We start from the raw sequence: 24681 nt of genomic DNA on the forward strand, positions 1-24681 counted from the left end.
TTCAGTCCACGGCGCCGACCGGGCGATCCGGATCCGGCGTGCCCACACCGAGCAGCACCCCGTTGACGGTCTGACCGTAGTAAATCTGATCGCCGTCGTGGTATTGCTTGCGTGTTTCCTCGATCGTCTTGCCCTTCTGGCGCGGGTCCTTTGGCCGCTCGAAACTGTCGATATAGGCCGCGACGTCCCAGGCCTCCTGATCGGTCAGGCGTCCGGGTTGCGACAGCGGCATGTTGTGCTTGATGAAGGCTGCGGCAGTGTCGATGCGTGCCATGCCCGCGCCCCAGTTGTAGGAATTCGCTCCCCAGAGAGGCGGGAAGACATAGCGCCCATTGATGTCCTTCTGACCCTGCCCGTCACCGCCATGGCAGACGGCGCAATTGGCGGCGAAGACCTGCGCGCCGCGTTCGGGGGAATAGCCGGCCTCGGTCTTGGCGACCTTGCCGAAGCCGACTCCTTCGAGCTCCTTGTTCGTCGGCGCGTTGGTCGCGAGCCAGAAGAAGTAGCTTTCAAGGTCGCGATAGATGTCGTCGCCATGCGGCGGTGGACCGCCCTTGACCGAATGCTGGGCGTTCATCGAATAGGTGAAGCAGCCCTGGACGCGGTCCTCCATGGTGTTGATCTGTTTGTTCTTGGACCGGTATTTCGGGTACTGAACCCAGGCGGCCCACATCGGCGCCGAGAAAGGTTGGCGGCCGGCGCCGAGATGGCAGTTGGAACAGGACAGGCCGTTGCCGACATATTGCGAGGCATTGGTCGAGGTGTTCATGAAGATTGCCTGCCCGCGGCGGACAGCCGCTCCGAACTGATCGTTCGGAATCTGCTCGTCTGTCGGAGGCTGGAAGAAGTCGGCGGTCGCGTGACCTTGCGTATCCTGCGCCGCCTGCCGACCTGGAATGAAGCCACTCTCATAGGCGAGCGCGCCGAGCGCGGCAACGATCAGGCCGGCGCCGGCCGCATGGATCCACATTCGCGCAACGCGCCCCTTTTGGGGATCGGCTGGTTTGGCTGGTGGGCTTTGTTCTGGCTCCGTCATGGCCGTTCTCCAATCCTGGCAATCTGGGCGTCTTCTCCTGCCGGCACGGGGGGAAGCGAGGCGAGATAGTCTGCGACCGCTCTGCGATCGGCATCGGACAGCGCTCGGGAAATCCGTCCCATCAGGTCGAGCGATGAATTGTTGCGATGTCCACCGACCCAGGCCGCGAGCTGGCTTGCCGTGTAGGAGGCGTGCTGGGCGGCGAGCGCTGGAAACTCCGGCGAGACCCCGAAGCCCGAGGGTCCGTGACAGGAGAAGCAGGCTGGCACGTTGCGGCTCCAGTCGCCGTGCAGCGCCAGCGCTTCGCCGCGCGCGAGATCGCCGCCGAGTTCCGGCTTGGCGTTCGAAGGTACGCGCAGGCCGGCATAATATTCGCCGAGCTGGCGCTTCTCTTCGTCGGTCAGCGACGCCACAACGATCTTCATGGATTCGTTCTGGCGACGTCCGCTATGGAAATCGTCGATTTGCTTGACGACGTAATCGGCGGGAAGGCCCGCAAGACGCGGGACGTTTTCCTTGCCCTGTCCGAGATCGCCGTGACAGCTCGCGCAGGCCCATTGCTCTCCGCGCCCTGTGAAGATCATCGCGGAGACCTCCGGGCTGAGCGAGACGGCGGTCTGCGCCACGAATGGCGGCTGGCTGCCGAGTGCGAGGCCGGAAGAGGACGCGATCTCCGCCCCACCTTTGAAGCTGCCCTTGTCCGCGATATCGCCACGCAGCTTGGCGACGGCCCCCGCTTCGATTGTCTCGGAGGACTTGCCGAAGCGGTGCGCCACATAGGTCGCGAGCTCGCCAACCTCGACATCGGTGAGGACGCTGGCGAAGCTCGGCATGTGGCCGTTGTAATTGTGGTCGCCGACGCGGATCGGTCCGTCGATGCCGCGCAGCAGGATCGTCGACACCAGCTCGGGGCCTTGCGCGACGAAGGCGGAGCCTGCGAGCGGTGGAATGGCGCCGCGCACGCCCATGCCATCTGCCTGGTGGCATGTCGAGCAGCGGGCGGTGAACAGCGCGGAGCCCGGTTCTGTGCCGCCGCCCGTTGCCACGCGGCTTTCCGCAATTCGTTCATCGCGCGCTGCAGCGACATCCTCGCGTGTATCGAAGAGCGTTGCGGCGCCCCAAATCCCGAGGCCGACGGCGATGGCGATCAGCGGCCACGGCATCTTGCCGTGAAGCTCGTAGGGTTCGAAATTCTCATCCGGCCGCCCGGCCTCGTCCTTGCGGGGAGATTTATCTACCGTCATTGCGCACCCTCCGGACGGTTGTAGCCGTCGTCGCGCAGGGCGTTGGCCGGCGCGGGATAGGTTCGGTCGAGGGATTGTAGGTAGGCCGTCAGGTCGAGCGCTTCCTGCTTGGCGATCACGACGCCGGATTTCGGCGCGTATTCCGATGGGAGGGCGACGACAACATCGCCGGGAGCGGCCGCGCTCTTCTCCTCGAACAGGAAGGGATAGGCCGGCATGATGCTCCAGTCGAAGATGGCACGCGGCTGATAGAGATGGGTCAGATGCCAGTCGCGCGAGGGAAGCCGCGCGCCAACATTGAGGAGGTCCGGTCCGGTCCGCATCGTGCCGAGCTGGTGCGGGCGGTCATAGGTGTAGTCGGCGGCGATCGCCGGCCGGCCCCAGCCGCGCACGCCGTCGGGCGCCTGGTCGGGCGAGCGAGGCTGCTGGCTGTGACAGTAGACGCAGCCGAGCGAGACATAGACCTCGCGCCCGCGCGATTGTTGCTCGGTATAGGGCTGTAGCTCCGGCGGGATGTCGTGCCGGCTGATCTGGATGCCGGGCGCGATGACGAGCATGAGGGTCGCGAAAGCGAGAATGCCGAGGGCCAGAACGGAAAGAGGAAGATAGCGGTTCATTCTGCGGGCGCCACCTTTACGGCTGCCGCTGCCCGGCGTGGAAGGAGGATCGCGGCGACGTTGATTGCGAACAGGATGTGGCCAAGCGTCATCAGGCTGCCGCCAACGCTGCGCGCCTCGAGATAGGGAATGGTGACAGTGACGCTATCTGCAAACGGCCGGGTCGCGTCGAGCATGGCAAGACCCTGGAGAACGCCGCCGATCGACAGCCCGAAGAAGTAGATCGCGAAGCCGACCACGATCAGCCAGAAATGTGCGTTGATCAGCGCGGGCCACTGGAATGCTCGCCCGGTCATGCGCGGGAGCATGTGATAGGCCGCGCCGAACATGACGATGGTCACGAAGGCATAGGCACCGAGATGGGCATGGCCGACGGTGTAATGGGTGAAGTGTGTGACGGTGTTGATGGAACGAAGAGCTTCGGTCGAGCCCTGGAAGGATGCCAGCGTGTACATGACCGCGCCGAAGGAGATGAAGCGTAGCGTTAGCGATTCCTTCAACGCCCACAGATTGCGAGCGACCGTGACATGCTGGTTGATTGCGACTGCGATCACCGGGATGAACATCATCACCGAATGGACGATTGACAGGGTCACAACCCAGGTGGGCACCGGTCCGCCAATCAGATGATGGATGCCCACCTGGCTGTAAAAGAGCGCAAGGCCCCAGAACCCAAGCAGTGATACCGAATAGGAATAGATCGGCTTCCCGATGATCTTCGGGATGAAATAGTAGGCTGTGCCGACACCGAGCGGCGTCAACCAGAGTCCCAGGACGTTATGGGCAAACCACCAGTTGACGGTGGCTTCCTCGACACCCGAATGGATGTAGGGGATGTTGGCGATGACGAAGAGACAGGGGAACCAGAGAATGCCGGCGAGGAAGTACCAGCCGGACACGTAGATGTGGTGCACCTGTCGTGCGATCGTCGTCTTGACCAGAGGGATGACGAAGAACACGCCGGCCAGCGCCAGGAGCATGTCGAGCTGCCAGGGGATCTCCAGCCACTCTTCGCCGTCAGTCCAGCCGTTGGCGATGGCGAGCGCGCCGAGACAGACGGCAATGTTCCAGAGGATCGCGCCGATGATAGGCAGCCGGGGTGCGCGCAATGGCGTGTGGAAGATGCGTGGCAGGATCCAGATCATCGAGGCTACGCCCATCTGCGAGAGCCAGCCGTAGATGACGAGATTGAGATGCAGGGTGCGGACACGGCCGAAGGTGAGCGGCGCATAGGCCGAAAGCCAGTCAGGCCAGTGCAGCTTGAGCGAGGCGATCAGGCCGAAGGTCGAGCCGATGATGAGCCAGAAGGTCGCCGCGACAAGCAGCACGGTAACGGGCATGGTGGAAATGCGATCAATGCCGGAGGTGGCCGCGTCGAAGTAATGGCGCCTGGCAGGTGAATGTTCGGCATCGGGACTGTCGAGGTGACCCTCGTCGCCGTCCGCGAAGATGACCTTCGCGTCGTCCTGATCGAGCTTGAGCTGCCGGTTGCTGATTGCCCAGATCAGGAAGGCGAGCGCGAGCAGCGACACGGCGAAGCTCAACGCCAACAACAGTCCCATAGTCACCATGCGCTATCCCTCCCGCTTGCGTCCTGGCTCTTGCGGCAGGCACACAGGGTTCAGCGCTCGGAAACCAACCTTAAGGCAAACTTAAGAAACTCTTCGGACTTGTGAAAAGCGACGCCGAGGCGCGGGATTCAGTTCGTTGCCACGAGCTCGTCGCTGCGCGCGGTCGACCGGCGATGCCAGTTTGCTCTTGTATTGATCCCGGCGAACAGCGGCAGCTCCGCCTGTTCCGATGCGCTGGAAAGCACGCCATGGCTGACGCTGTCCTTGCCGCTGCGCTTCACGGCATACATCAGTCGATCGACACGCCTCATCACTTCTTTCAGCGACGTGTCGACACAGGGCGGGATAACGAGCGCGCCCATGCTGCAGGTGGCATCGATGCTGGTGGCGAAAAGCGCTGCCGCCAGTTGCGCATGGAGCGTTTCTGCCCGGTCTTCCGGGGATTCGTTCGGCTCGAGGGGCATCAGAATGGTGAACTCATCGCCTCCCATCCGTCCAAAACAGTCGTGCTTGCGAAGGAGCGAAAGGGTTGACGCGCCCAATGCTTCCAGTACGCGATCGCCAGCGTCATGCCCGTAGCGGTCGTTGATAGCCTTGAAACCGTCGAGGTCGAGATAGAGCAGCAGCAGCCTCTGGTGTTCGCCGGCAGCGCGCAGGATCATCCGCTCCGCTCTCTGTTCGAACGCCAACCGATTATAGGCGCCGGTTTTCCCATCGCGGCGGGCCAGGAAGTGTTCGCGATCGAAGTTGCAACGAAAGCTGGAGACGATGGCGGCGAGCACCGGGAGCGTCAACAGTTGAAGCGCCAGGTTGCCGAGCGCCAATGCTTTGCCTGGCCCCCACCAGCTCAGGCATATGGCCATCGAGGTCGCAGCCGCGGCGAGCGAGAGAACGATGCCCGCCCGCAGTCCCAGCCTCCAGCTGACGAGGCAGACGGGGATCATGTAAAGCGGCGCGATATGCAGACCGCTCGAATGAAGCAGATAGCCTGACACAGCGATCGAAACGAACGTGAGAGCGGTCACGGCCCACACGCCCCTGATGCTAAGATTATCGACGTGATGGGCGAGAGAAAGAAGCGTTCGGCACGCCTTCTGTTCCGGTGTGGCTCGCTGATGATGCTTCAAAACTTCATGTCCTCCGACGTCTTCAAATACGATGCGCATCCCAAAAAGCTGATGTGACAGCATGCTGGCTGGCAGCGGAGAGAATGACGTGGGTCAACAAAAGTTCGAATGGCATCAAGTCTGACGGCAGCGATTCGGCCGTTATCAGAACTGATGCTCGTTGTACCCTATGCACTTAGGTCGTCTGCTGAATATGATAGCGTCCGTCAAGATGGTGTAATTTCGGGTGTGGCCCCGGGCTGTCATGATCAGGCGGCTCTGGGTGTAATCTGAAGTGTGGTTTCCTCCTCGATTGTTGGTGGATTTATCTCGGCCATCGCCTCGACCTGCATGTATCGGCTGAGGAGTTGCCATTCGTCGTTGGCTTCGAGCAGGACCGCGCCGATGAGGCGGACGATGCTGTCCTCGTTGGGGAAGATGCCGACGACATCGGCGCGACGCTTCACTTCCTTGTTCAGCCGCTCCAGCGGGTTGGTGGAATGCAATTTGGTACGGTGCTGCGCCGGGAAGGCCATGTAGGCCAACACATCGGCCTCGGCATTGTCCATGAAGGTGCCGAGCTTGGGCCATCTGGCGCGGAGTTGGTCGGCGACATGCCGCCATGTCTGCACGGCGCTGTCGTGGTCGGGCTGGATGAAAGCCTGCCGGATCGCGGCGGCGACCATGGTGTGCTGGCCCTTGGGAACGTAGGCAAGCGCGTTGCGCATCGCATGAACGCGGCACCTCTGCCATGTCGCGCTGAGGATGCGGGTGATGGCGGCCTTCAGCCCCTCATGAGCGTCGGAGATGACCAGCTTGACGCCGGTGAGACCCCGGCGCACCAGATCGCGCAGGAAGCTCGTCCAGAACGGCTCGGCTTCGGAAGGGCCGATGTGCAGGCCGACGATCTCCCTCTTTCCGTCCGTATTGACGGCCACCGCGATTATCGCCGCCACCGAGACGATGCGCCCGCCCTCGCGCACCTTCAGATAGGTCGCGTCGAGCCAGAGATAAGGCCAGTCGCCCGAAAGCGGGCGCTTGAGGAAGGCGTTCACCCGCTCATCGATGTCCTTGCAGAGCTTGGAAACGGAGGATTTGGAAATCCCCGTCATGCCCATCGCCTGCACCAGCTCATCGACCTTGCGCGTCGAAACGCCGTTGATCCATGCCTCCTGGATCACGGCCACCAGTGCCTTCTCCACCATCTTCCTCGGCTCCAGAAAGCCGGGGAAATAGGCCCCTTGCCGCATCTTCGGTATCTTCAGGTTCAGCGTGCCGAGCCGGGTGTCGAGCGAGCGGTCGCGGTAGCCGTTGCGCCAGGTCTGGCGGCCATCGCCCCGCTCATAGCGGCCAGCGCCGATCAGGCCGTCCACGTCGGCCTCCATGATCAGTTGCAGCACGCTTTCGGCAATGGCCCGCAGAAAATCGCTGTCGCCACTCTTCGCGGCAAGCTCGGCAAGGGGTAATCTATCGTCGGTCATCGGAGTTCCTTTCGGCAGGTTGAAGTCGAACAACTCCACCTTATCCGACAGGCCCGGTGACCACCCGGCGCTCGGCAAAAGCGGCAGCGCATTCTCCACCGCAATTTCCACTCAATGCGCCCCCGAAATTACACCACGAACGTGGACGCTACCCTGAATATCGCCGCGCGAGCGATTTCCTTTTAACAGATGAGTGTTAACCTTCGTGACAGCGGATCAGTAAAATTTGAGCGACATGGACGGGGCGGTCGCCCAAGCGCTGATCCGCTCAATATCTCGCATCTTTCGGCTTCTTCACGCCCTTCCAGTCGTTGACCTTGCCCGCGAAATCCGGCCGCGGCATGTGGGTGAAGAATTCCGCCACGTCGACGGCATCCTGATCCGAGAGCACCCCGCCGGCTCCGAGCGGCGCCTCCAGGTGCATGGCAGGCGGCATGGCGTATTTGACGAATTGCGCCGCCTTGTAGGTGCGGGCAAGGCCGGCGCCGATATTGAACGATTCATCACCCCAAAGCGGCGGGAAGATGTAGTCTCCGACCTGATCCTTCATCCCCTGGCCGTTGGCCCCATGGCAGGAGGCGCACTGGGCGGCGTAGATCGTCCTGCCCCTCTCGGGATCGGGCACGAGGCTCTCGTCAATCGGTCCGGCGTTGCGCACCGCTGTCTTGTCGCCTTTCGCAACATCCTGGCGCAGCCAGTCCATATAGGTGAGCATGGCGTGCATCTCGGTGCTGTCGGGATCGAGCGGCTTGCCGTTCATCGAGCGCTGGAAGCAGCCGTTGATGCGCATGGTGAGATCGACCTCGCGATTGGCGCGAGGGTTGAAGGACGGATAGCTGTTGGTCGTGTTGATGTAGGGATTTGCGTCGGACAGCTTTCCCTGGGCCATGTGGCACGAATTGCAGTTGAGACCGTTTCCGACATTGACTGGCAGCAGGCGCGCGGTCTCATTGAGAAGCCGCTTTCCGAGAAGGATAGCTTCGGCGTTCGGCTGCGCTGCGATCGCGCTGTCTGCCGGAATTCGATAGTCGCCGATCCGCTTGTTATTTGCATCCAGGACCGCGATCGCGTCCACGGCCGGCGCGTCCAGCGTCGGTTCGTGCAGGAACGCGAATGCTCCTGCTGTGGCAGCGAGCGCCACGATGGCAGCTCCGGTCAGGATAAGGGAGCGCTTGTTCATTTTTGTTCTCCCGGCACGTAGTGTTTCGGCTTGCGCGCAATCTCGTGGCGCATGCGCGAGATGTCGGCTTCGGTGATCTCGCTGCCGTGATTGCCCCAGCCGTTGCGGATGAAGTTCAGGACGTCGGCGACCTCCCGGTTGGTCAGGCTGGCGAAACCCGGCATCGTAAAGGCCATCGTGTCGTGCGGGGTCTTCGGCATGCGCCCGCCGGCAAGCGTCACCTGGATGAGCGAGCTTGGATCGTCAGCGAACACCATCGAGTTGCCGGCGAGCGCCGGATAGATGCGTGGTGCGCCCTTGCCGTCCATGCGGTGGCAGATTGCGCAATGCTCGACATAGGAGGTCGCGCCCGGTGCGCTGAAATCGCCGGCCCTGAGCGGCGCGGTGGTGAGATCCTCATTCGGCTGCCATGTCGGGCTTCGGTCGTCGCGAGCTTTCAGGGATTTCAGATAGGTCGCGATCGCCGTGAGGTCCTCGTTCGAAAGGTGCTGCGTCGAGTGCTCGACGACATCAGACATCGAGCCGAAGGCCGCGGTCTTGTCGTTGCGTCCGGTTTTCAGGAAGTCGACGATCTCGGCGGTCGTCCATGTCGACAGGCCGGTGTCCTCGCTGCGCAGGTTTTTCGCATACCAGCCCTCGAGGACCGAGCCCGAGAGAAAGCGACTGTTGGCGCCGTCGAAAAGCGCCGTCTCCTGGAACGCGATACCGCGCGGGGTATGGCAGGCGCCACAATGAGCGAGCCCCTCGACCAGATAGGCTCCACGCTCAAGCTGCGGATCCGCGGCCGTCGTGGTGAAGTCGCGTGGCTGAGCGAAGGCGAGCTGCCACCAGGCGAGCGGCCAGCGCATACTGAGCGGCCACGGCATGGTCGTCGGCTGGTTGTCCTGCCGGACTGCCTGGACGCTCGACATGAAGTAGGCGTAGAGCGCCTTGATGTCGTCATCGCGCACGACGGCATAGGACACATATGGCATGGCCGGATAGAGATGCGTGCCGTCCGGTCGGACCCCCTTGCGAACCGCCCGCTCGAAGTCCCCGTAGCTGTAGCCGCCGATCCCGGTTTCCTTTTCCGGGGTGATGTTGGTGGAATAGATGGTGCCCATGGGAGTCTGCATGCCAAGCCCGCCGGCGAACGGTTTGCCGCCGGGGGCGGTGTGACAGGCGATGCAGTCTCCAGCATGGGCGAGATATTCGCCCTTCTGAATCAGCGTCGCATCCGTGATATCGACGGACGCTTCGGTTTTCGGCTTGAACCAATAGGGTGTTGAAAGGGCGATGGCGTAGGACAGGCCAAGCCCGCATACACCGGCAAAAGCGAGTTTGAGTAATAGTTTCACGGCAGATTCCACGACTTTCTTTAATTATGTAACTATCCTGACTCTTCATCATGTCGCCTTGATTTCAATCAATGAGAGTTGGGCCGCTTCAGCGGCTATGCGAACGGGCGCAGGCGTCGAATGAGATCGCGTGCGGTCACGGACCCGACCGATCGGGTGCCGCTGTATTCGCGACCGCTCTCGGTCTGGATCACGAACAGGGTCGGCGGTCCGTCGGCGCGCAGGTGTCTTAGGAGCTCACGGCTCGTCTGATCCATTCGGGTGACGTCGACCTTGATCAGCGCGATCCGCTGCATCGCCCGCTGGACACCGGGATCGGGAAGGATCTTCCGGTCGATCGTCTTGCAGACGGCGCACCACTCCGCTCCGATGTCGACAAGCGCTGCCTGGTAGTGCGGGGACAATCGCGCCAGGGCCTCACGAAATTCACGGAGATTCGTGACTATCAAAGGCGCGGCGTTTGCGTTGGCAGACAGGGTGCCGACCGTCGCCATGGATAGCGCGCCGATGAGGAACTGGCGCCGCGTTGCAGTTCCTTCAACTCGCCATGGGACGCCTTGCCGGCTGGGTGGTATCTCGGCCCGGTTGAGGCCGGTGACGTATTTCCACTTCGTATGAGGCATGCGGGTTTCTCCGTTGTCGACGGCAACGGGAAGCTCCGGCCTTAAGGCAGGCTTAAGGTGGGGTTGTGATTTCGGCCCTCTGAACTGAATGAATTCAGAAGGTTGAGAGACAATTGACGAATACCATGTTTATCGGCCCGATGGGCCGACGCGCGTTCATGCTGGGTGCCAGCGCCTTTACTTTGGCCGGCTGCGTTTCGACCGGCCAAACCGTTCCGACGATGGCGCCTGTCGCTGCGATCGAGCCGGAACCTGTGGTCCCGCTCATGTACGCGGCGCTGCCGAACGAGCAATTTCCGATCCCCGAAGTCGATGTCTCCAAGGTCAACCAGAAATGGTGGCGAACCGAGGTAGACTATCCGACCGGCGAAAAGGTAGGGACGGTCGTCGTCGATACACCAAACCGTTATCTGTATCATGTCAGATCGAACGGTCAGGCGACCCGGTATGGTGTGGGCGTCGGACGTGATGGGTTCGCCTGGGCCGGTCAGGGGCACATCGCGTACAAGCGCGAATGGCCTCGTTGGCGTCCGCCCAACGAAATGGTCGCGCGCCAGCCTGAGCTCGAGCCGTATAGCATCGACAATGGCGGCATGCCTCCCGGCTTGAACAACCCGCTCGGCTCCCGGGCGCTTTATATTCATGAAGGAAACCGCGATACGATCTATCGCATCCATGGGACTCCTGAATTCTCAACCATAGGGAAGTCGGTGTCCTCCGGTTGCATCCGCATGCTCAATCAGGATGTCATTCATCTCGCCGACAACGTCCGCGACGGCAGCGCTATTGTGGTCATCCCTGATCCCTCGATGTCGCATTTGCTGGTTGGATAGCGGGGGTCAGGTGCCGAACGAAGTCGTCAGCTATGAAGTCGAGATGCGTGGGTATGTGCTGCACGCGAGCTACTTCGGGCCTCGGGATCGATCGGCGTTGCTGTTGCACGGCGGCGGCAACACTGCTTCCGCGGACATATTGCCGCTTCGCGTCGATCTCGCCGAGCGGGGAATTGGCACATTGGCATTGGATCATCGGGGCCATGGCCTGACTGGCGGCGACGTGCAGGAGAGCTCGCTTGCGCTGAGGGTCGAAGAAGCGCGAGCAGCGATCGAGGCGATCCAGCCGAGCGATCTGCTCGGTGCGATTTCCATGAGCATGGGAGGCTATGTCGCCGTCAGCTTGTCGCAAACCGTCTCGCTGAAAGCCTTGGTCATGATCGCGCCGGCGATGTACGACGGCCAGGCGTTTGCGGTGCCCTTCGGTCCGGCATTTTCCGGCATCATCCGGCGCCACGAGAGCTGGCGCGACAGCGACGCCTTCGACATCCTGAGAGGCTTTGCAGGGCGGGTGCTGATCGTTGCGGGCCAAGAGGATCGAACGATCCCGCCCGGCGTGATCGAGGCTTGCGCGGACGCAATGCCTCGTGGCCGCTCCGCCCTGATCTCGCTGCCCGGCGTCGATCACTTCGTGATGAGCCGCCTGCGGGAGGTGCCGGCCGCTCGTCTGGCCAGGATCCTGGATCGGATGGCTGTGGCTCTTCTGGGAGACGATCAGCGGTTTGCGACCGCGACATCCGCATCGGGTCGTGCGGAAGCCTGAGCGGCAACACGAGGATCGGCGTGCTCGGCCCCAATCGTCGGTAACGGAAGGGCATCGTGCATTGCCTTTTCGGCAACGAGATCGATCAGCGCCGACATTCCGGAATGCCCCGCACCTTCCTCGATCACGCTGTCATGCGCGCGAAGATGGCGGATTTCCCAATGCCCGAACGATCGGATCAACAGATCCTGTGTATAGAGATGGTCGGCATGCGGCGGGCCTCCGGTGCCATAGCCCTGCATGATCAGGAGCCCGCCCGGCTTCAGGCAGGTGTGAAACCCTTCGAACATCTTGCGGCGCAGTTCGGGCGGCGCGAACTGCACGAAGATCGCGACCACGAGGTCGTAGGTCTCGGGCTCCCACTCCCATTGGGCGAGATCGGCGAGCACGGTCTGCAAGGTGACGCCGCGACGGCGGGCGAGCTCGCGTGCCTTGGCAAGACCGACCGTCGAGGCGTCGATCGACACGACGTCGAGGCCATGCTCGGCGAGCCAGACACCGTTACGCCCCTCTCCGTCGGCGACCGCCAACACCTTCATGCCCGGTTTCAGCCGAAAGGCCTGAGAGGCGAGAAATGCATTTGGCTCGGTCCCGAAGAGATAATCTTCCCGCTCGAACCTGCGATCCCAGTTGTTCTCCATGACAATCGTCCCGGTGATTTGGACGGCTTCCGGCCCGAGGAGCCGGAAGCCTGTTCTTGTTGACCATGCAGCTTTTCGGCACAGCTAGATCACGACAACCTTCGATCCAGTCGGTACGCGGCGATAGAGATCGATGACGTCCTGATTCATCATGCGGATGCAACCGGAAGAAACAGCATGCCCGATCGTTTCCGGCTGGTTTGTGCCGTGAATGCGGAATAGTGTGTCCTTGCCGTTCTTGAAGAGATAGAGCGCGCGGGCGCCGAGCGGATTGTTGGCTCCGCCCTGCATGCCGCCGGACCATTGGGCATATTTTTCCGGCTCGCGCCGGATCATGTCCGGAGTCGGCGTCCACTTCGGCCATTCCTGCTTCCAGGCGATATTGGCCGTGCCCGAGAACTCCATTCCCTCCCGGCCGACGCCAACACCGTAACGCATCGCCTTCCCGCCTTCCTGAACGAGATAGACGAAGCGGTTCTTCGTATCGACCACGATCGTCCCCGGCGGCTCGCTCGTGCGATAGTTCACCTGCTGTCGGAGGTTCTTCGGATCGACGCGGGAAGTGTCGATCGCAGCGACCGGAAACCTCTCATTGGTCTGGGCGGCGTAAGCGGCCGTCGCCGGCCGGCTGCGTTCAAGCTGCTGGGTAACCGCGGTTGTTGGCGTCGTGGTCGTGGTGCAGCCGGCTGCGGCCAGGCTGAGCAGTAAGGCGGAAAACGCGCCGCTCGTCTTTTGTAGATTCATATGGATTCACGCATCGTTGTCCGCGCTCCGGTCAGGCAGGCGGATGGTTCAGGTTCGGGGTTAAGGGAACGGGCTGCCCGCCATCGGATTGGGCAGGCAGGCATCATGTCGAGCCTCCAAGCCTCTCGATGGCGGCGTTGAGCGCCTCGCGCGAGATCTCGCCCATATGCATCGAGGCGAGCGTCCCGTCGGCTCTGAGGAAGAGGGTGATGGGAAGTCCCATGCTTCCGTAGTGACGGGGGATCTGCATCGACTGGTCGAGCAGGACGCGATCGAGCTTGAGGTTTTCTTTTGCGAGATAGGCGCGAATCGTTTCCGAGCCTTCGCCCTGATTGACGAACAGGAAGGCGACGTCGTCGCGGCTTGCAGCGACTTCCGCCAGCAGCGGCATTTCCCTGCGGCATGGCGGGCACCAGCTCGCCCAGAGATTGACGACAGCGGGTTTGCCGATCACGTCGCTCACCGCAAGAGGCGGGCCATCCATCTGCTGGAGCGCCATGGTCGGCGCAGGCTGTCCGAGCGTAGCCTGGGTCAATTGTGTCACGCCGACCCAAAGCACGAGGCTGAGGCCGAGAGCTCCTGCGGCAGCAAGCCCGGCCTTGAGCGAGCGGATGAAGAACGCGCTGACGATCATCACTCCGACAAAGCCGGCGATCGGCTGAAAGCCGCCCTGCCAGAAGGCAAAGACTCGCAATGGCTCGCCGGCAAAGCTCTGCCAGTGCAGCGCGACATGGCCGAGACGGGCCGCGACCAGGCCGCCGATCAGCGCCCATGTCGACCATCGTCCAATGATGGGGTCGACGCGGCGCGCGAGGATCGACGTCGCGATCGTGAAGGTGAAGATGCCGAGAATGGCGGCGAATTGCTCCGAGGCGAAGACGAAAGGCCCGATCGCGATGGCGTTCATCGCATGGTTCCCGTCTTCTCGGCCCCAACCTGCCCAACAGAGGCCTGCAGGGTCGCCTTGGTCACGTCTCCCACAAGCCGCGTTCCGGCCGCCTCCCGCCCTTCGGGATCGACGAAGATCATCGTTGGAGGTCCGACCACCTGAAGGCCCTGCATGATCTCGCGCTGCTCCGGCGTGTTGCCGCTGACATCGAGCTTGATGAGGTTGAAGCGGGCGAGCGTGGACTGGATGGCGGGATCGGACAGCACGCTGCGATCTATGACGGCGCAGGTGACGCACCAGTCCGCGGTGACGTAGAGCAGGCTCGGTTTGCCGTTCCGATCCGCGATCTCCGTTTGAAGCTCGGCGGGCGTGCCTGCGCTGCGGAAGGCCAGCGCTTCCGAGGTGCTGGAGCTGCCGCCTGTTCCGGCAACGAGATTGCCTAGCGGCCGGAAGGGATCGCCGGCGCCGCTAGCCGCCCCCACAGCCAGCACGACACCGTAGAGCGCGGCAACGATGCCGGCAGCCTTCGCCGCCCGGCGCCGTCCTGGAGTATCCGGCCCGATCGAATCGAAGGCCCCGAGCCAGACCGCCATGCCGATCGCGAACAAGGCCCAGAGCGCAAGGCCCGCTTCTGCCGGGATGATGCGCGAGACCATCCAGATGGCAGTCGCCACGAAGACGAACCCGAAAGCCTGACGGACCACCGTCATCCACGCCCCCGCCTTGGGGAGCGCTTTCGGGCCGAGCGTGCCGAAGGCGATCAGGGGAATGCCCTTGCCAAGGCCAAGCGCGAAAAGGGATGCCGCACCGAGCGCGACGTCGCCGGTCTGCGCGATATAGATCAGGGCACCGGCGAGCGGCGCGGTGACGCAAGGTCCGACGATCAGTGCCGAGGTGAACCCGAGCAGCCCGGCCGAGGCGAGCGAACCGCGATTGCCCTGACCGAGCCGGCCAATCGCATTGACCCAGGCCGATGGCAGTTGCAGCTCGAACAGGCCGAACATGGATAAGGCCAGCACGGCGAAGAGGGCGGAGACTGCGCCGATGGCGAGCGGAGACTGAAGCGCCATCTGCAAATTCTGCCCGGACCAGGCCGCAGCCACGCCAAGCAGGCCGAACGCGCTCGCCATCGCCAGCACGTAGGCAAGCGACAGGGTAAACCCCCTGAGCGCCGTGACCGACTCACCCTGTCGCGCGATCGCGCCTGCGAGGATCGGGTACATAGGGAAGACGCAAGGCGTGAAGGCGAGCAACACGCCAAACAGCATGAAGCTTGCCAGAACCATTGCGACGCCACCGTCCTTCAGCAGCGAACCGATCATACCGCCATTGTCGGCAGCGATGGCGATGCCGGTGTCGTTCCCCGTCGCGGGCGTCGTGGCCGCCGGCGTCGTCCACTCGCTCGCCTGTGTCGCCGGGGCGCGTTCTTCGGGATCGGTTACGGCAAGCGTCGTCGCATCGACATGGCGCACGATCGGCGGATAGCAGATGCCGTGGTCCTGACATCCCTGATAGTGGACTTCAAGCGGTCCGGACGTCGATGCGTCAAGGGGAATCACGGCGGCGACATGATCGTGGTAGACAGTCGAGGGGCCGAAGGTCGGGTCGTCCTTACTCTGCCCGTTTCCCTGAAGGTCCGGCGCCGTGAGATCCGACCCGCCGCGCGTGAAGCTGATCTTGTCCTGATAAAGGTAGTATCCCGACGCGATCGTCCATCGTATCTGCACGCGACCGTCGTCTTGCCGGCTCGCCGAGAGCTTGAACGCCTGATCGACCGGAAGCGGCATTCCGCCTGAAGACGTCACTTGCGCCGATGCGGGCGTGATCGACAGCGCTGCAAGCGCCATGATCATGGCCGCGAGAATGACAGACCAGACAGTTCTTGAAGGCAATGCACGGCTCCCGCTTGACGTTATCACGGCGGGAGAGGTCCGATCGGCAGCTTAAGGCAGACTTAAGGACATCTGTATTCGTTGAATGTGCGAAACCTGCCGGCTGAAACGCCTAGAGCGGCCCGAAAAGCGCTTCCAGGGCGTCTCCTCGGGGTGCCCCGCTCTGGAGGATCAGTTCGCCATCGGTGCCTTGCGCGACGAGGCCGGGCGTACCGCTGAAGCCCAACCGCCTCATCAGCTCGACATTGCTGTTGAGCTTGGCATTCGTCTCCGGCGATATTTTCGCCAGCGGAGCAATCCCGCCGGAGCCATGGTTCATCTCGTTTTGCGTCAGGGCGGCTTGCGGATCGGCGGCTTCGATGATCGCGGCTGCCTTTGCGGCCGAGTCGGCGCGGATCACGCCGACCATGACATGTCGGATCTGCACCTTGCCGGCCTCGACCCATGGCCGCGCCGAGCGCCATAGCTCGTTGCAGAAAGGGCAATTGGCGTCGGTAAATGCGTAGACGACGCGCTCCGCATTCGGCTTGCCGTCCTGAACCCAGGCCGCGGCTTCCAGCGCTCCCCAGGCCTCGCGTTGCATGGGCTCGCTCGTTGCCTGCTTCAACGCGGCGTCAGCGACAGACTTGCCCTTTGCATCGATCAGGGTGCCGATCAGCGCATAATTGGCGTCGGGCATGATGTAGACGGCGAGCGGCTGCGTGCCCGAGCTCGCGGCATAGGCTTGCAATCCGCCCGGCACCTCCAGGGGGCCATGAATGGTCAGGCCCTGGCTCTTGAGCGATTCGAGGATCGCTTCGGAGCTGCTTGCCGTCCCTGACGAGGTCGTTCCAGTATTTTCGTTGCAGCCGGCGAGCATCGTTGCGAGCGCAATGGCGGGTAGAAGCTTTTTCATTCCTGACGCACCAGTCGATATTTTAGAGATCTTCATGTTTGCTGCCTTTTTGCCTGCAAGCTTAAGGCAGCATTAAGCGCCGCCGCTGCGTTCGCTACGGCGCGACCTTCACCGTCACGAGCCGTCCACCAGAGAGTAGATGTCTTTCCTGAACTGCGCCGGGCCGGCCGGAACGCCCCATGCCGTGATGTAGACGAAATGGACCGGAACCGGACTGGCGATCGCGACGTCCCGGCGCTGACCGTTTGTCAGGAATTCCGCGACGGTCTCGGAAGACCAGCCCGGCGTCTCCTTGAGGAGCCAGGTCACGAATTCCGGAATACGCTGGACCCTGACGCAGCCGGATGAATGAAAGCGGCTGGCGTCACCGAACAGGCCGGGGTCGGGCGTGTCGTGAAGATAGACCGAATGTTGATTGGCGAAGTTGATGCGGACGCGCCCGAGAGCATTGCGGCTCCCCGGCTCCTGCCGGAACATGTAGTTTGTCGCCTCGTCGGTGCTCCAGTCGATGCTCGACGGTGACACCTCTTTCCAATCGCCGGTGTAGATTCGCATTCCCATGCGGGTCAGGTAATCGGGGTCGCGGCGGATGATCGGAATGAGGTCGCGGCGGATGATGCTTTTCGGCACATGCCAATAGGGATTGAAGTTGACCTCGTGGATATTGCTCGAAAGCAGCGGTGTCGCGCGATTGGGCTGACCGACGACGGCCGATTGGCGCAGGACGACCGCGCCGTCCTCGACCATCTCGATCTGCGCCGAGGGAACGTTGACAGTAACCTGGCGGCGATCGTCGACCAAAGCGGCCTGCAATCTGGGAATATTCGCATCGAGGCTTCGCGCCCTGTCTGCCGCCGGAAGGTTGAGTGCTTCGTAGGTAGCGGTGCCCGCAACGCCGTCGACGGTCAGACCATGCCGCGCCTGAAACCTGCGAATGGCAGCGTCGACGAAACTGTCGACGACGCTGCCCGCGCCATATTGCGGCGCGAGGTCACCGGTCACAGCGAGCCGTTGGCGCAGCCAGGAGACTTCGTTGCCCTGCGCGCCAAGGGAAAGCCGTTGCGTGAACGGATAGGCAGGCCATCCCCCTTCAGCCGCCCAGCGGGCATAGGTTTCGGAAGCAATCCGCGTCGCATGCAATGTCGTCGCCGAAAGCAGCGGCGTTTCGACCTCCTGCAGGCCATCCATACGGGCGCTTGCCGTGTCGAAGGCGCCGTCCCAGGCGCGAGCGGGCGCGGCAGCGAAGGTTGCGGATGCCAGCCCGCCTATCAGAAGAGAGCGTCGGTCCAGCATCACGTCCGTTTCCCCCTCGCTTCGAGAACGGCCTGGGCGAGGCCTGTTCGATCGAGCACGCCGCCGTAGATCTTCGAGCCGATGGCGAAGGAGGGCGTGCCGGCCAGGCCAAATGCCTTGGCCATGCGATCGTTGCGCGACAAGGTGTCGGCCACCGCTTCCGGTGAGTGAGCTGGCGCAAGCCCTTTGACACTGGCGTCCTCGAGCACTTCGAGGATGTCGTTCTCGGTGAGCCGTCCTTCCGTATCCATCAGCGCCTCGTGGGCGCGGCCGTAGTCCTGCGGATCGAGGGCCAGAACACGCTCGGCTGCGAACCGCGACGCTTCGCCGAAAATCGGCCAGTCGCGCATCATGAGGCGCAGATTGCCGTCCTCGCTGACGAACTTCTTGAGCTCGGGATAGGTGCTCTTGCAATACGGGCATTGATAGTCGAAAAACTCGACGATCGTGACGTCACCATCCGGATTGCCGAGCACTGGTGTCACCGGATCGGAAAATACTTCCTCACGGGATGGTTGCTGGGCAGCGACGCGCGTGAAGGTCGCGGGGATCGACAAGACCGCGGCGGTCGAAATCAGAAAACGTCGTCGTGACTGCATTCATTCGGTCCTCTGTTAGTTTTCGGACCGAAACGCAGTCGCAAGCTTAAGCTAGCCTTAAGTAGGCGGATCGACGGCTCCCACCCATCGAACATTGATGATGTCGGGAGAGTGTCATCCGTCGAGGACGCATTGCATGATTGGTCGATTGGCCGGCATCGGTACGCGGCGCGCCGGCTTGCCGATGCGCGGCCTTGTCGCCATCATTCTCGGAGTTGCGACGTCAACCGCTTTTGAGCCTTGGGCCGTCTGGTACGCCATGCCGCTCGGAGTATGCTGCCTCATCTGGCTGCTGCATAACAGCGGGACGTGGCGCGACGTGATGCTCTGCGCGACCGCTTTCGGTTTCGGCCAGGCGTTTCCCGCTCTGCGCTGGATCGTAGATGCGTTCGGCTTCCAGGCAGCGCTGCCGCCTGCGATGGGTTGGCTGGCCGTGGCGCTGCTTGCAGGATATCTCGCGCTCTACTGGAGCCTTGCGGCCATGGCCGCTTGGTTCCTTGGGCGATCCGATCCGTTCCGCTTTGCAGTCGCATTTGCTGCGGCCTTCACCATCGCCGAATGGCTGCGTGGCACAGTCCTGACGGGATTTCCCTGGAATCCGATCGGCGTGATCTGGCTGAACGTGCCACCTGTCGCCAGCAACGCGGCGATCGTCGGCACGCTCGGATTGTCGGGTCTGACGATCCTGCTATCCGGGCTTTTGATGCCGCCGGCTCTGCGCGATGGCCGGGCTCGCGGATTGGCGGGCGTCGTGCTGATGATGGCGATAGCCGGCGCGAGCATGTCGTCCACTCAACCACCGCCTGACACGACAACACCTATTGTCGTCGTCCAGCCCAATATCTCGCAGGATCAGAAGTGGCGTCCGGAGGAGGCCGTCGACCATCTTTACCGGCATATGGCGCTTTCGGGGACCAATGCGGAGCCTGGTCGCATGCGTCTGGTGTTCTGGCCGGAAACGGCGATCACGGCGGAACTGGACGGGGATCCGCGAACACGACGGCTGATCGCCAGCGTGCTCGGCGAAAAGGATCTTCTGTTCGTCGGCGCTATCGGCGCGGCCCGCCGTCCAGACGGAGGTGTGAGCGGCGCCACCAACAGCGTGTTCGTCATCGGCTCCCAAGGAGAAATACGCGGCAGGTATGACAAGCGGCATCTCGTGCCTTTCGGAGAGTACGTACCGGTGCCGCACCTGCTTGAGGCGCTCGGCCTGTCGCGCTTTGCGGCCGGCAGTGGGCCATTCATCTCGGGTTCGGGCTCCCGTTCACTGGAAATGGAAGGTCTGACCGCAGGCGTGGACATCTGCTATGAGATCATCTTTGCAGGCGCGGTTGCCGACTCACACCTGCGACCGCAATTCCTCTTCAACCCCTCTAATACCAACGGCCCTCATGCCTGACCGATGTGCGCCCATTCGCGCATCCCGATGGATGTGATGGTCCTGGGCTGATCGACGAGGCGGTTCCATGCGTCGCAGGCGGCGTCGATGATGTCGCCGTAGGTGTCGAAGACGCGGTTTGAGAGCCAGTTGGCGCGGAGATACTGCCAGATGTTCTCGACCGGGTTTAGTTCGGGCGAGCGCGAGGGCAGGAAGATCAGCGAGATGTTTTTCGGCACGGCGAGCCTGGTCGTCGTGTGCCATCCGGCGCGATCGAGCAGCAGGACGGCATGGGCGCCCTTTGCGACCGTCCTGGCGATCTCGTCGAGATGGGCCTGCATGGCGTGCGTATCGGCGAAGGGCATGGCGAGCGCGGCGCCGACGCCCCGTGCCGGGCAGATCGCCCCGAACAGATAGGCGCTCTCGTAGCGCTGATCGGCGGGCTGACGCGGCCTGGTTCCGCGCCTGGCCCATTGCCGGACCAGGCCGTTCTTCTGGCCGATGCGGGCCTCGTCCTGGAACCAGAGTTCGATCGGCTTGCGCTTCGGCAGATGGGCGAGATGGGCCTTCAGCGTCGCCGCGAAGTTTTTTTGAACGCTTCGATCACGCGCGCGTCCTGCGCCGGGTGGTGCGGGCGCGCGCTGATATGGGAGAAGCCGATCTGCTTCAAAATCTTGCCGATCGTGCGCTCGTGATAATCGACGCCGAAGCGCGCGCGGACGACCTTCTGCAGATCGATGCGCCGCCAGCGCACCACCCCATCGACGGCCCGGTCGGGGCCGGTCTCGACGATGGTCGCCAAGGCGGCGAGCTAATCAGTCGAGAGCCTGGGCGGATGCCCCTTCGAGCGGATGTCCTTCAGCCCGTCGGGGCCGCTTTCGTTGAACCGGTGAACCCAGTCGCGCAGCGTCTGGCGATCCATGCCGCCGATCCGCGCGGCCTGCTCCCGATCCATCCCATCGAGAACCGCCGCCAGAGACAGAAGCCGTCGGCTCTGGTTGGCGTGCCGCGACCCCGCCGCGAGCCGTCGCAGGTCGAGGGCCGAGTAGTCCATTCGAAGCTTCACCGCAGCAGCCATGGCGCGAATCCTCCTCGCATCCATGGAATCAGCGAAACAAGCCGCCGGAAAGACCCCGTGAGTCAGCCTCACCGGCCGTTGGTATAACGACGCGTGGTTCGGTGAAGCCGGCCCGCCTCAGCATCTTGCTCAGGCCCGTCTGCGCGCAATCGAAGAAGGGCTCCCCGTGATACGGGCTACGACGAATGGGATCTCCGCAGTCATCCGCGCTGACGGCAGTCTCGCGGCGAGCTCGCCGTGGCGAACGGCCGGGCGGATTGCGACCGTTCTTCCTTCCCAGGCGCCCCCGACCATATTTTCGACATGGGGCAGAATTCTACCGCTGACCGCTGCGATGCTAACGTTTGCGGCCCTCATGCTGGCATGGCGCTTCGGCGATTGATCACGCGGCCAGGCGCGTATCGGACACGTCGATCAAAGCCAGCGCGAGCCGCTCGACCTGCCCGGGATGCAGGCCGGCGATATTGATACGACCGCTCTGGGTCCCATAAATCGCGAATTCATCGCGCAGGCGCGTCATCGCTTCAGACGATACAGGCAGAAGCGAGAACATGCCCTTATGCCGGCGAAGCGACTGAAAGCGTTCAGGCGCTCCAAGCCTTTCAAGGGTGTCGGCGAGCAGGGTGCGGATCGAGAGCACCCGTAGCCGCATCGCCTCGAGCTCTGCGTGCCAGGAGGAAGGATCGTCAAAGAGCATGGTCGCAATAGCTGCGCCATATTCCGGAGGCATCGAGTAATTGCTACGGGTAAGACGTTCGAGCGTCCCGGGAACCGACTTGAGCAGCGAGGCATTGGCGCCGATCACGCTCGCCGACCCTGTCCGCTCGCAATAAAGCCCCATATTCTTGGAGCAGCTTGCCGCAACCAACACGGTCTCGTTTGCATCGACCACACGGCGCAGACCGCTCGCGTCCTCCTCAAGCCCATCGCCAAAACCCTGGTAGGCGATGTCGACCAGCGGAACGAGACCCTTCTTCGCGCATAGATCGCTGATGGCACCCCATGCTTCCACGGGCATGTCGATCCCGCTTGGATTGTGGCAGCAGCCATGGAGGATGACGACATCTCCGGATTTGGCGGACCCCAGGTCATCCAACACGGCCTCGATGTCCAAGCCGCGCTGGGTTTCCTTCCATCTGTAGGATGCGACGTGAAGGCGCGCGGCTTCCATGATCGGGCGGTGGTTCACGTAGCCAGGGTCGGAGGACCAGACGGTCGCCTCGGGGCTGGCTTTCGCAATGAAGTCGGCAAGCACACGCAAGGCTCCGGTCCCGGCCACCGTCTGCATCGTGTATTGGCGTTCGAGGCGGGCAGGATCGTCACCGAGGAGCAGCCGCGCCATTCCCTCGCAGAAAGCCACGTTCCCTCGTAGAGAGCGGTAAGCTTTCGAAATCCCCTGCTCGGCCAATTTTCGTTCCGCGGCCTGAACCGCAGAAAAGACCGGCGTCATGCCAGCTTCGTCGCGGTAGACGCCGACGATAAGGTCGATCTTATCCGGACGCTGGTCCTGTCGAACGGCAGTGGTGAGACCCCAAAGAGGATCGGGCGGCAGTATTGGCAGAGCAGAGAGCATGGCGAAAAAACCTTCAGATCAGGGCGATTGGCGATGATGACGCCGACGGTGATGGCGGCCACGCCAAGACCGATGGCCGGTGTCAGAGCTTCGCCGAGAAGAGGGACAGCGCCGATCGTAGCGAGTGCCGGGGCAAGCGAGCCGATCACCGCGCTTCGCGCGGGACCCAGGCGGGAAATGGCGGCGGCATATGTCAGGCTGGCCACGACGCCGACGCCAAGACCCTGCACGAGAAGGAAAGGCAATGCATCGGCAAAGCTGAAATGGCCAAGATGCGTGGTCACCGCGCCCGCCGAGAGTAGCGCCAGGAGCACCGCGAACGATGGCAGCGTGAGCAGCAGGGTGCAGCCGACGGCGTCCAGCCGGGTACGCCTCAGGCCGATCGTATAGGCCGCCCACAGGAGGCTGCCGATCAGTAACAGCGTGGCTCCTTTCCAGATGTTGCCATGGCTGGACTGCGAGTGCGCGGCCACGAGGGCGATGACACCTAATGCGATAACGAGAAGTCCGCTTCGCTGGCGAGGAGAAATCCTCGTTCTGTTCAAGAGGTAGCCAAGCAACGCGACCGACACCGGAACGGTGCCGGCGATGAGTGCGCCGACATGCGCAGCCGAGGTTTCGGCTCCACCCGCAGCGGCGATCCAAAAGAAAGGCAGGCCAGCACCTGCCAGCACCATCAGCGCGTCGCTCCAACGAATGGAGCGTAGGGCGCGCCATCGCGCGGGGAGCATTGGCAACAGGAGTAATGTGGGAATCCCGAACCGGATCAATGCGACGTCAGCGGTCGCAAGGGGAGAAGCTCCAATGGCCCGGATGGACAGGGCAAAGCCGGCCCAGACCGTCACCGCCACAGCGATGGCGAGATAGCCGACGACCATCTCCGACTTCACGGGCTTCAATGGCGATAGTTCATCTTCTTTCAAGGCTGCGACAGACATTAGCGGGCGTTCCATGTTTCCAGCAGAATGGCATGGCGCCAAAGGCGGTTTCTTGCTATTTCTGCCCGCTGGAAGCTTATTTGTGGCAGCATCTGCCAGTGCTGGAGTAAATTCATGGACGAGAAGGATCGCCAGATTATCGCCGCGCTCCAGGACAACGGACGGCTCACAAACCAGGAGCTGTCGGAGAAGGTGAACCTGTCACCTTCCCCTTGCCTGAGACGTTTGCGCATCCTCGAAGACGAGGGCGTCATTCGTGGGTACACAGCTTTGGTGGACGAAGTGGCCTACGGCCTTCCGATCACGGCGTTCGTCAGGATCAGGATCGAGCGCCACCGTCAGGACGTGGTCAAAGCTTTTGAGCAACGCATCCGCGACATCGACGCGATCGTCGATTGCTATGTCATGACCGGCGATGCCGACTATCTCCTGCGCGTCCTCGTCGAAAGCTTGCAGGATTACGAGAATTTCGTGCGTTCCAGGCTGCACATGATCGAGGGTATCGCTTCCATCGACACCAGCTTTGCCTATGGTGTCGTCAAGCGATCCGCACGATTTCCAAAAGCGTCACAGGGGTAGTTGTTCCGCAGCACGTCCATTCAGCAATCGGCAAAGTATCTCTATTTTGCAAGTTGATCACAGGCCTCAAGGGCCTGGGCGGCGTACATGACGGACGGTCCTGCTCCCATATAGACAGCCATGGCCAAGGTCTCGCTGATCTGTTCACGGCTCGCGCCAGATTTGACTGCACCTTCGGCATGGTAAGCGATGCAAGGCTGGCACCGCGTCGCGACGCCAATGGCGAGCGCAATCAACTCCTTCGTTGTCTGGTCGAGCGCTTGCCCACCATGGGCCGCCCGTGACATGTCGCTGAAAGCCTTCATCACATCGGGCGCATCCTGCCGGAGGGACTTTACGCCGCCATTCATGTTCTCAATGAGTTTCTTCCAGTCTTCGATCATAGCCATCT

At 62.6% G+C, this 24681-nt stretch carries 24 protein-coding genes and 1 pseudogene; 5 read left to right on the plus strand and 20 right to left on the minus strand.

The annotated features are described in order from the left end of the window. Position 1 precedes the first annotated feature (1 nt). The 9 genes from shn_RS37080 to shn_RS17935 form a co-directional block, all read right to left on the minus strand. Complete coding sequence (locus tag shn_RS37080; RefSeq protein WP_064331611.1) at positions 2–1036, minus strand: c-type cytochrome; 1035 nt, start codon at positions 1034–1036, stop codon at positions 2–4. Beyond that, positions 1033–2280 (minus strand): c-type cytochrome, encoded by a 1248-nt coding sequence (locus tag shn_RS35095; RefSeq protein WP_084438131.1) that lies wholly within the window; start codon positions 2278–2280, stop codon positions 1033–1035. Before shn_RS35095 ends, shn_RS37080 begins: the two co-directional genes overlap by 4 nt. Beyond that, positions 2277–2897, minus strand: coding sequence for a cbb3-type cytochrome c oxidase subunit II (locus shn_RS17905; RefSeq protein WP_064331612.1), 621 nt, complete (start codon positions 2895–2897; stop codon positions 2277–2279). Before shn_RS17905 ends, shn_RS35095 begins: the two co-directional genes overlap by 4 nt. After that, on the minus strand, positions 2894–4468 hold the full coding sequence (locus tag shn_RS17910; RefSeq protein WP_064331613.1) for a cbb3-type cytochrome c oxidase subunit I: 1575 nt from the start codon (positions 4466–4468) through the stop codon (positions 2894–2896). Before shn_RS17910 ends, shn_RS17905 begins: the two co-directional genes overlap by 4 nt. 128 nt (positions 4469–4596) lie before the next feature. Beyond that, positions 4597–5658 (minus strand): GGDEF domain-containing protein, encoded by a 1062-nt coding sequence (locus shn_RS17915; protein WP_084438132.1) that lies wholly within the window; start codon positions 5656–5658, stop codon positions 4597–4599. 185 nt (positions 5659–5843) lie between these two features. Further along, on the minus strand, positions 5844–7055 hold the full coding sequence (locus tag shn_RS17920; RefSeq protein WP_064332381.1) for an IS256 family transposase: 1212 nt from the start codon (positions 7053–7055) through the stop codon (positions 5844–5846). A gap of 268 nt (positions 7056–7323) precedes the next feature. Next, positions 7324–8235, minus strand: a complete 912-nt coding sequence (locus shn_RS17925; RefSeq protein WP_064331615.1) for a c-type cytochrome — start codon at positions 8233–8235, stop codon at positions 7324–7326. Next, positions 8232–9572, minus strand: coding sequence for a cytochrome c (locus shn_RS17930; RefSeq protein WP_064332687.1), 1341 nt, complete (start codon positions 9570–9572; stop codon positions 8232–8234). Before shn_RS17930 ends, shn_RS17925 begins: the two co-directional genes overlap by 4 nt. Before the next feature lie 95 nt (positions 9573–9667). Continuing rightward, a complete protein-coding gene (locus shn_RS17935; protein ID WP_064331616.1) occupies positions 9668–10195 on the minus strand; it encodes a thioredoxin family protein in 528 nt (175 codons plus the stop codon). 125 nt (positions 10196–10320) lie between these two features. Here shn_RS17935 and shn_RS17940 point away from each other — a divergent pair, with 125 nt between their 5' ends. Further along, complete coding sequence (locus tag shn_RS17940) at positions 10321–11028, plus strand: L,D-transpeptidase (RefSeq protein WP_064331617.1); 708 nt, start codon at positions 10321–10323, stop codon at positions 11026–11028. 10 nt (positions 11029–11038) lie between these two features. Further along, the gene (locus shn_RS17945) at positions 11039–11791 is read left to right on the plus strand and encodes an alpha/beta fold hydrolase (protein ID WP_168168927.1); all 753 of its coding nucleotides are present in this window, start codon (positions 11039–11041) and stop codon (positions 11789–11791) included. Here shn_RS17945 and shn_RS17950 read toward each other — a convergent pair. The 7 genes from shn_RS17950 to shn_RS17980 form a co-directional block, all read right to left on the minus strand. Beyond that, on the minus strand, positions 11743–12432 hold the full coding sequence (locus tag shn_RS17950; RefSeq protein WP_064331619.1) for a cyclopropane-fatty-acyl-phospholipid synthase family protein: 690 nt from the start codon (positions 12430–12432) through the stop codon (positions 11743–11745). The genes shn_RS17945 and shn_RS17950 overlap by 49 nt on opposite strands. Positions 12433–12516: 84 nt before the next feature. After that, entirely contained in the window at positions 12517–13176 is a 660-nt protein-coding gene (locus tag shn_RS17955; protein ID WP_064331620.1) for a L,D-transpeptidase, read from the minus strand. A 103-nt stretch (positions 13177–13279) separates the two neighbouring features. Then, entirely contained in the window at positions 13280–14083 is an 804-nt protein-coding gene (locus shn_RS17960; RefSeq protein ID WP_064331621.1) for a TlpA disulfide reductase family protein, read from the minus strand. Further along, the gene (gene dsbD / locus shn_RS17965; protein ID WP_245337323.1) at positions 14080–15912 is read right to left on the minus strand and encodes a protein-disulfide reductase DsbD; all 1833 of its coding nucleotides are present in this window, start codon (positions 15910–15912) and stop codon (positions 14080–14082) included. The genes shn_RS17960 and dsbD overlap by 4 nt, the downstream gene beginning before the upstream one ends. A 157-nt stretch (positions 15913–16069) precedes the next feature. Beyond that, positions 16070–16852 (minus strand): thiol:disulfide interchange protein DsbG, encoded by a 783-nt coding sequence (dsbG, locus tag shn_RS17970; RefSeq protein WP_064331623.1) that lies wholly within the window; start codon positions 16850–16852, stop codon positions 16070–16072. Positions 16853–16966: 114 nt separating this feature from the next. Then, positions 16967–18145, minus strand: a complete 1179-nt coding sequence (locus tag shn_RS17975) for a murein L,D-transpeptidase (protein WP_064331624.1) — start codon at positions 18143–18145, stop codon at positions 16967–16969. Beyond that, complete coding sequence (locus shn_RS17980; RefSeq protein WP_064331625.1) at positions 18145–18744, minus strand: DsbA family protein; 600 nt, start codon at positions 18742–18744, stop codon at positions 18145–18147. The genes shn_RS17975 and shn_RS17980 overlap by 1 nt, the downstream gene beginning before the upstream one ends. A gap of 136 nt (positions 18745–18880) precedes the next feature. Between shn_RS17980 and lnt the strand changes: the two genes are divergently transcribed. Next, positions 18881–20143 (plus strand): apolipoprotein N-acyltransferase, encoded by a 1263-nt coding sequence (gene lnt, locus shn_RS17985; protein ID WP_064331626.1) that lies wholly within the window; start codon positions 18881–18883, stop codon positions 20141–20143. Here lnt and shn_RS35100 read toward each other — a convergent pair. Further along, positions 20134–21200 (minus strand): annotated as a pseudogene (locus shn_RS35100) (IS630 family transposase). The gene lnt and the pseudogene shn_RS35100 overlap by 10 nt on opposite strands. A gap of 139 nt (positions 21201–21339) precedes the next feature. On the opposite strand from shn_RS35100, the gene shn_RS35105 reads away from it, so the two are divergent. Further along, positions 21340–21582: a hypothetical protein gene (locus tag shn_RS35105; protein WP_245337420.1), complete on the plus strand. Its 243-nt coding sequence runs from the start codon at positions 21340–21342 to the stop codon at positions 21580–21582. On the opposite strand, the gene shn_RS18000 is transcribed toward shn_RS35105, so the two are convergent. Further along, positions 21583–22761, minus strand: a complete 1179-nt coding sequence (locus shn_RS18000) for an aromatic amino acid transaminase (RefSeq protein ID WP_245337421.1) — start codon at positions 22759–22761, stop codon at positions 21583–21585. It abuts the gene before it with no gap. Beyond that, complete coding sequence (locus tag shn_RS35110; protein WP_206362186.1) at positions 22647–23711, minus strand: DMT family transporter; 1065 nt, start codon at positions 23709–23711, stop codon at positions 22647–22649. Before shn_RS35110 ends, shn_RS18000 begins: the two co-directional genes overlap by 115 nt. A 114-nt stretch (positions 23712–23825) precedes the next feature. Between shn_RS35110 and shn_RS18005 the strand changes: the two genes are divergently transcribed. Continuing rightward, entirely contained in the window at positions 23826–24290 is a 465-nt protein-coding gene (locus tag shn_RS18005) for an Lrp/AsnC family transcriptional regulator (protein WP_064331629.1), read from the plus strand. 41 nt (positions 24291–24331) lie between these two features. Here the strand turns inward: shn_RS18005 and shn_RS18010 are convergent, their stop codons facing one another. Further along, positions 24332–24673, minus strand: a complete 342-nt coding sequence (locus shn_RS18010) for a carboxymuconolactone decarboxylase family protein (protein ID WP_064331630.1) — start codon at positions 24671–24673, stop codon at positions 24332–24334. Between the last annotated feature and the right edge of the window lie 8 nt (positions 24674–24681).

This window comes from Shinella sp. HZN7 (assembly GCF_001652565.1).
GTDB classification, from domain to species: Bacteria; Pseudomonadota; Alphaproteobacteria; order Rhizobiales; family Rhizobiaceae; genus Shinella; species Shinella granuli.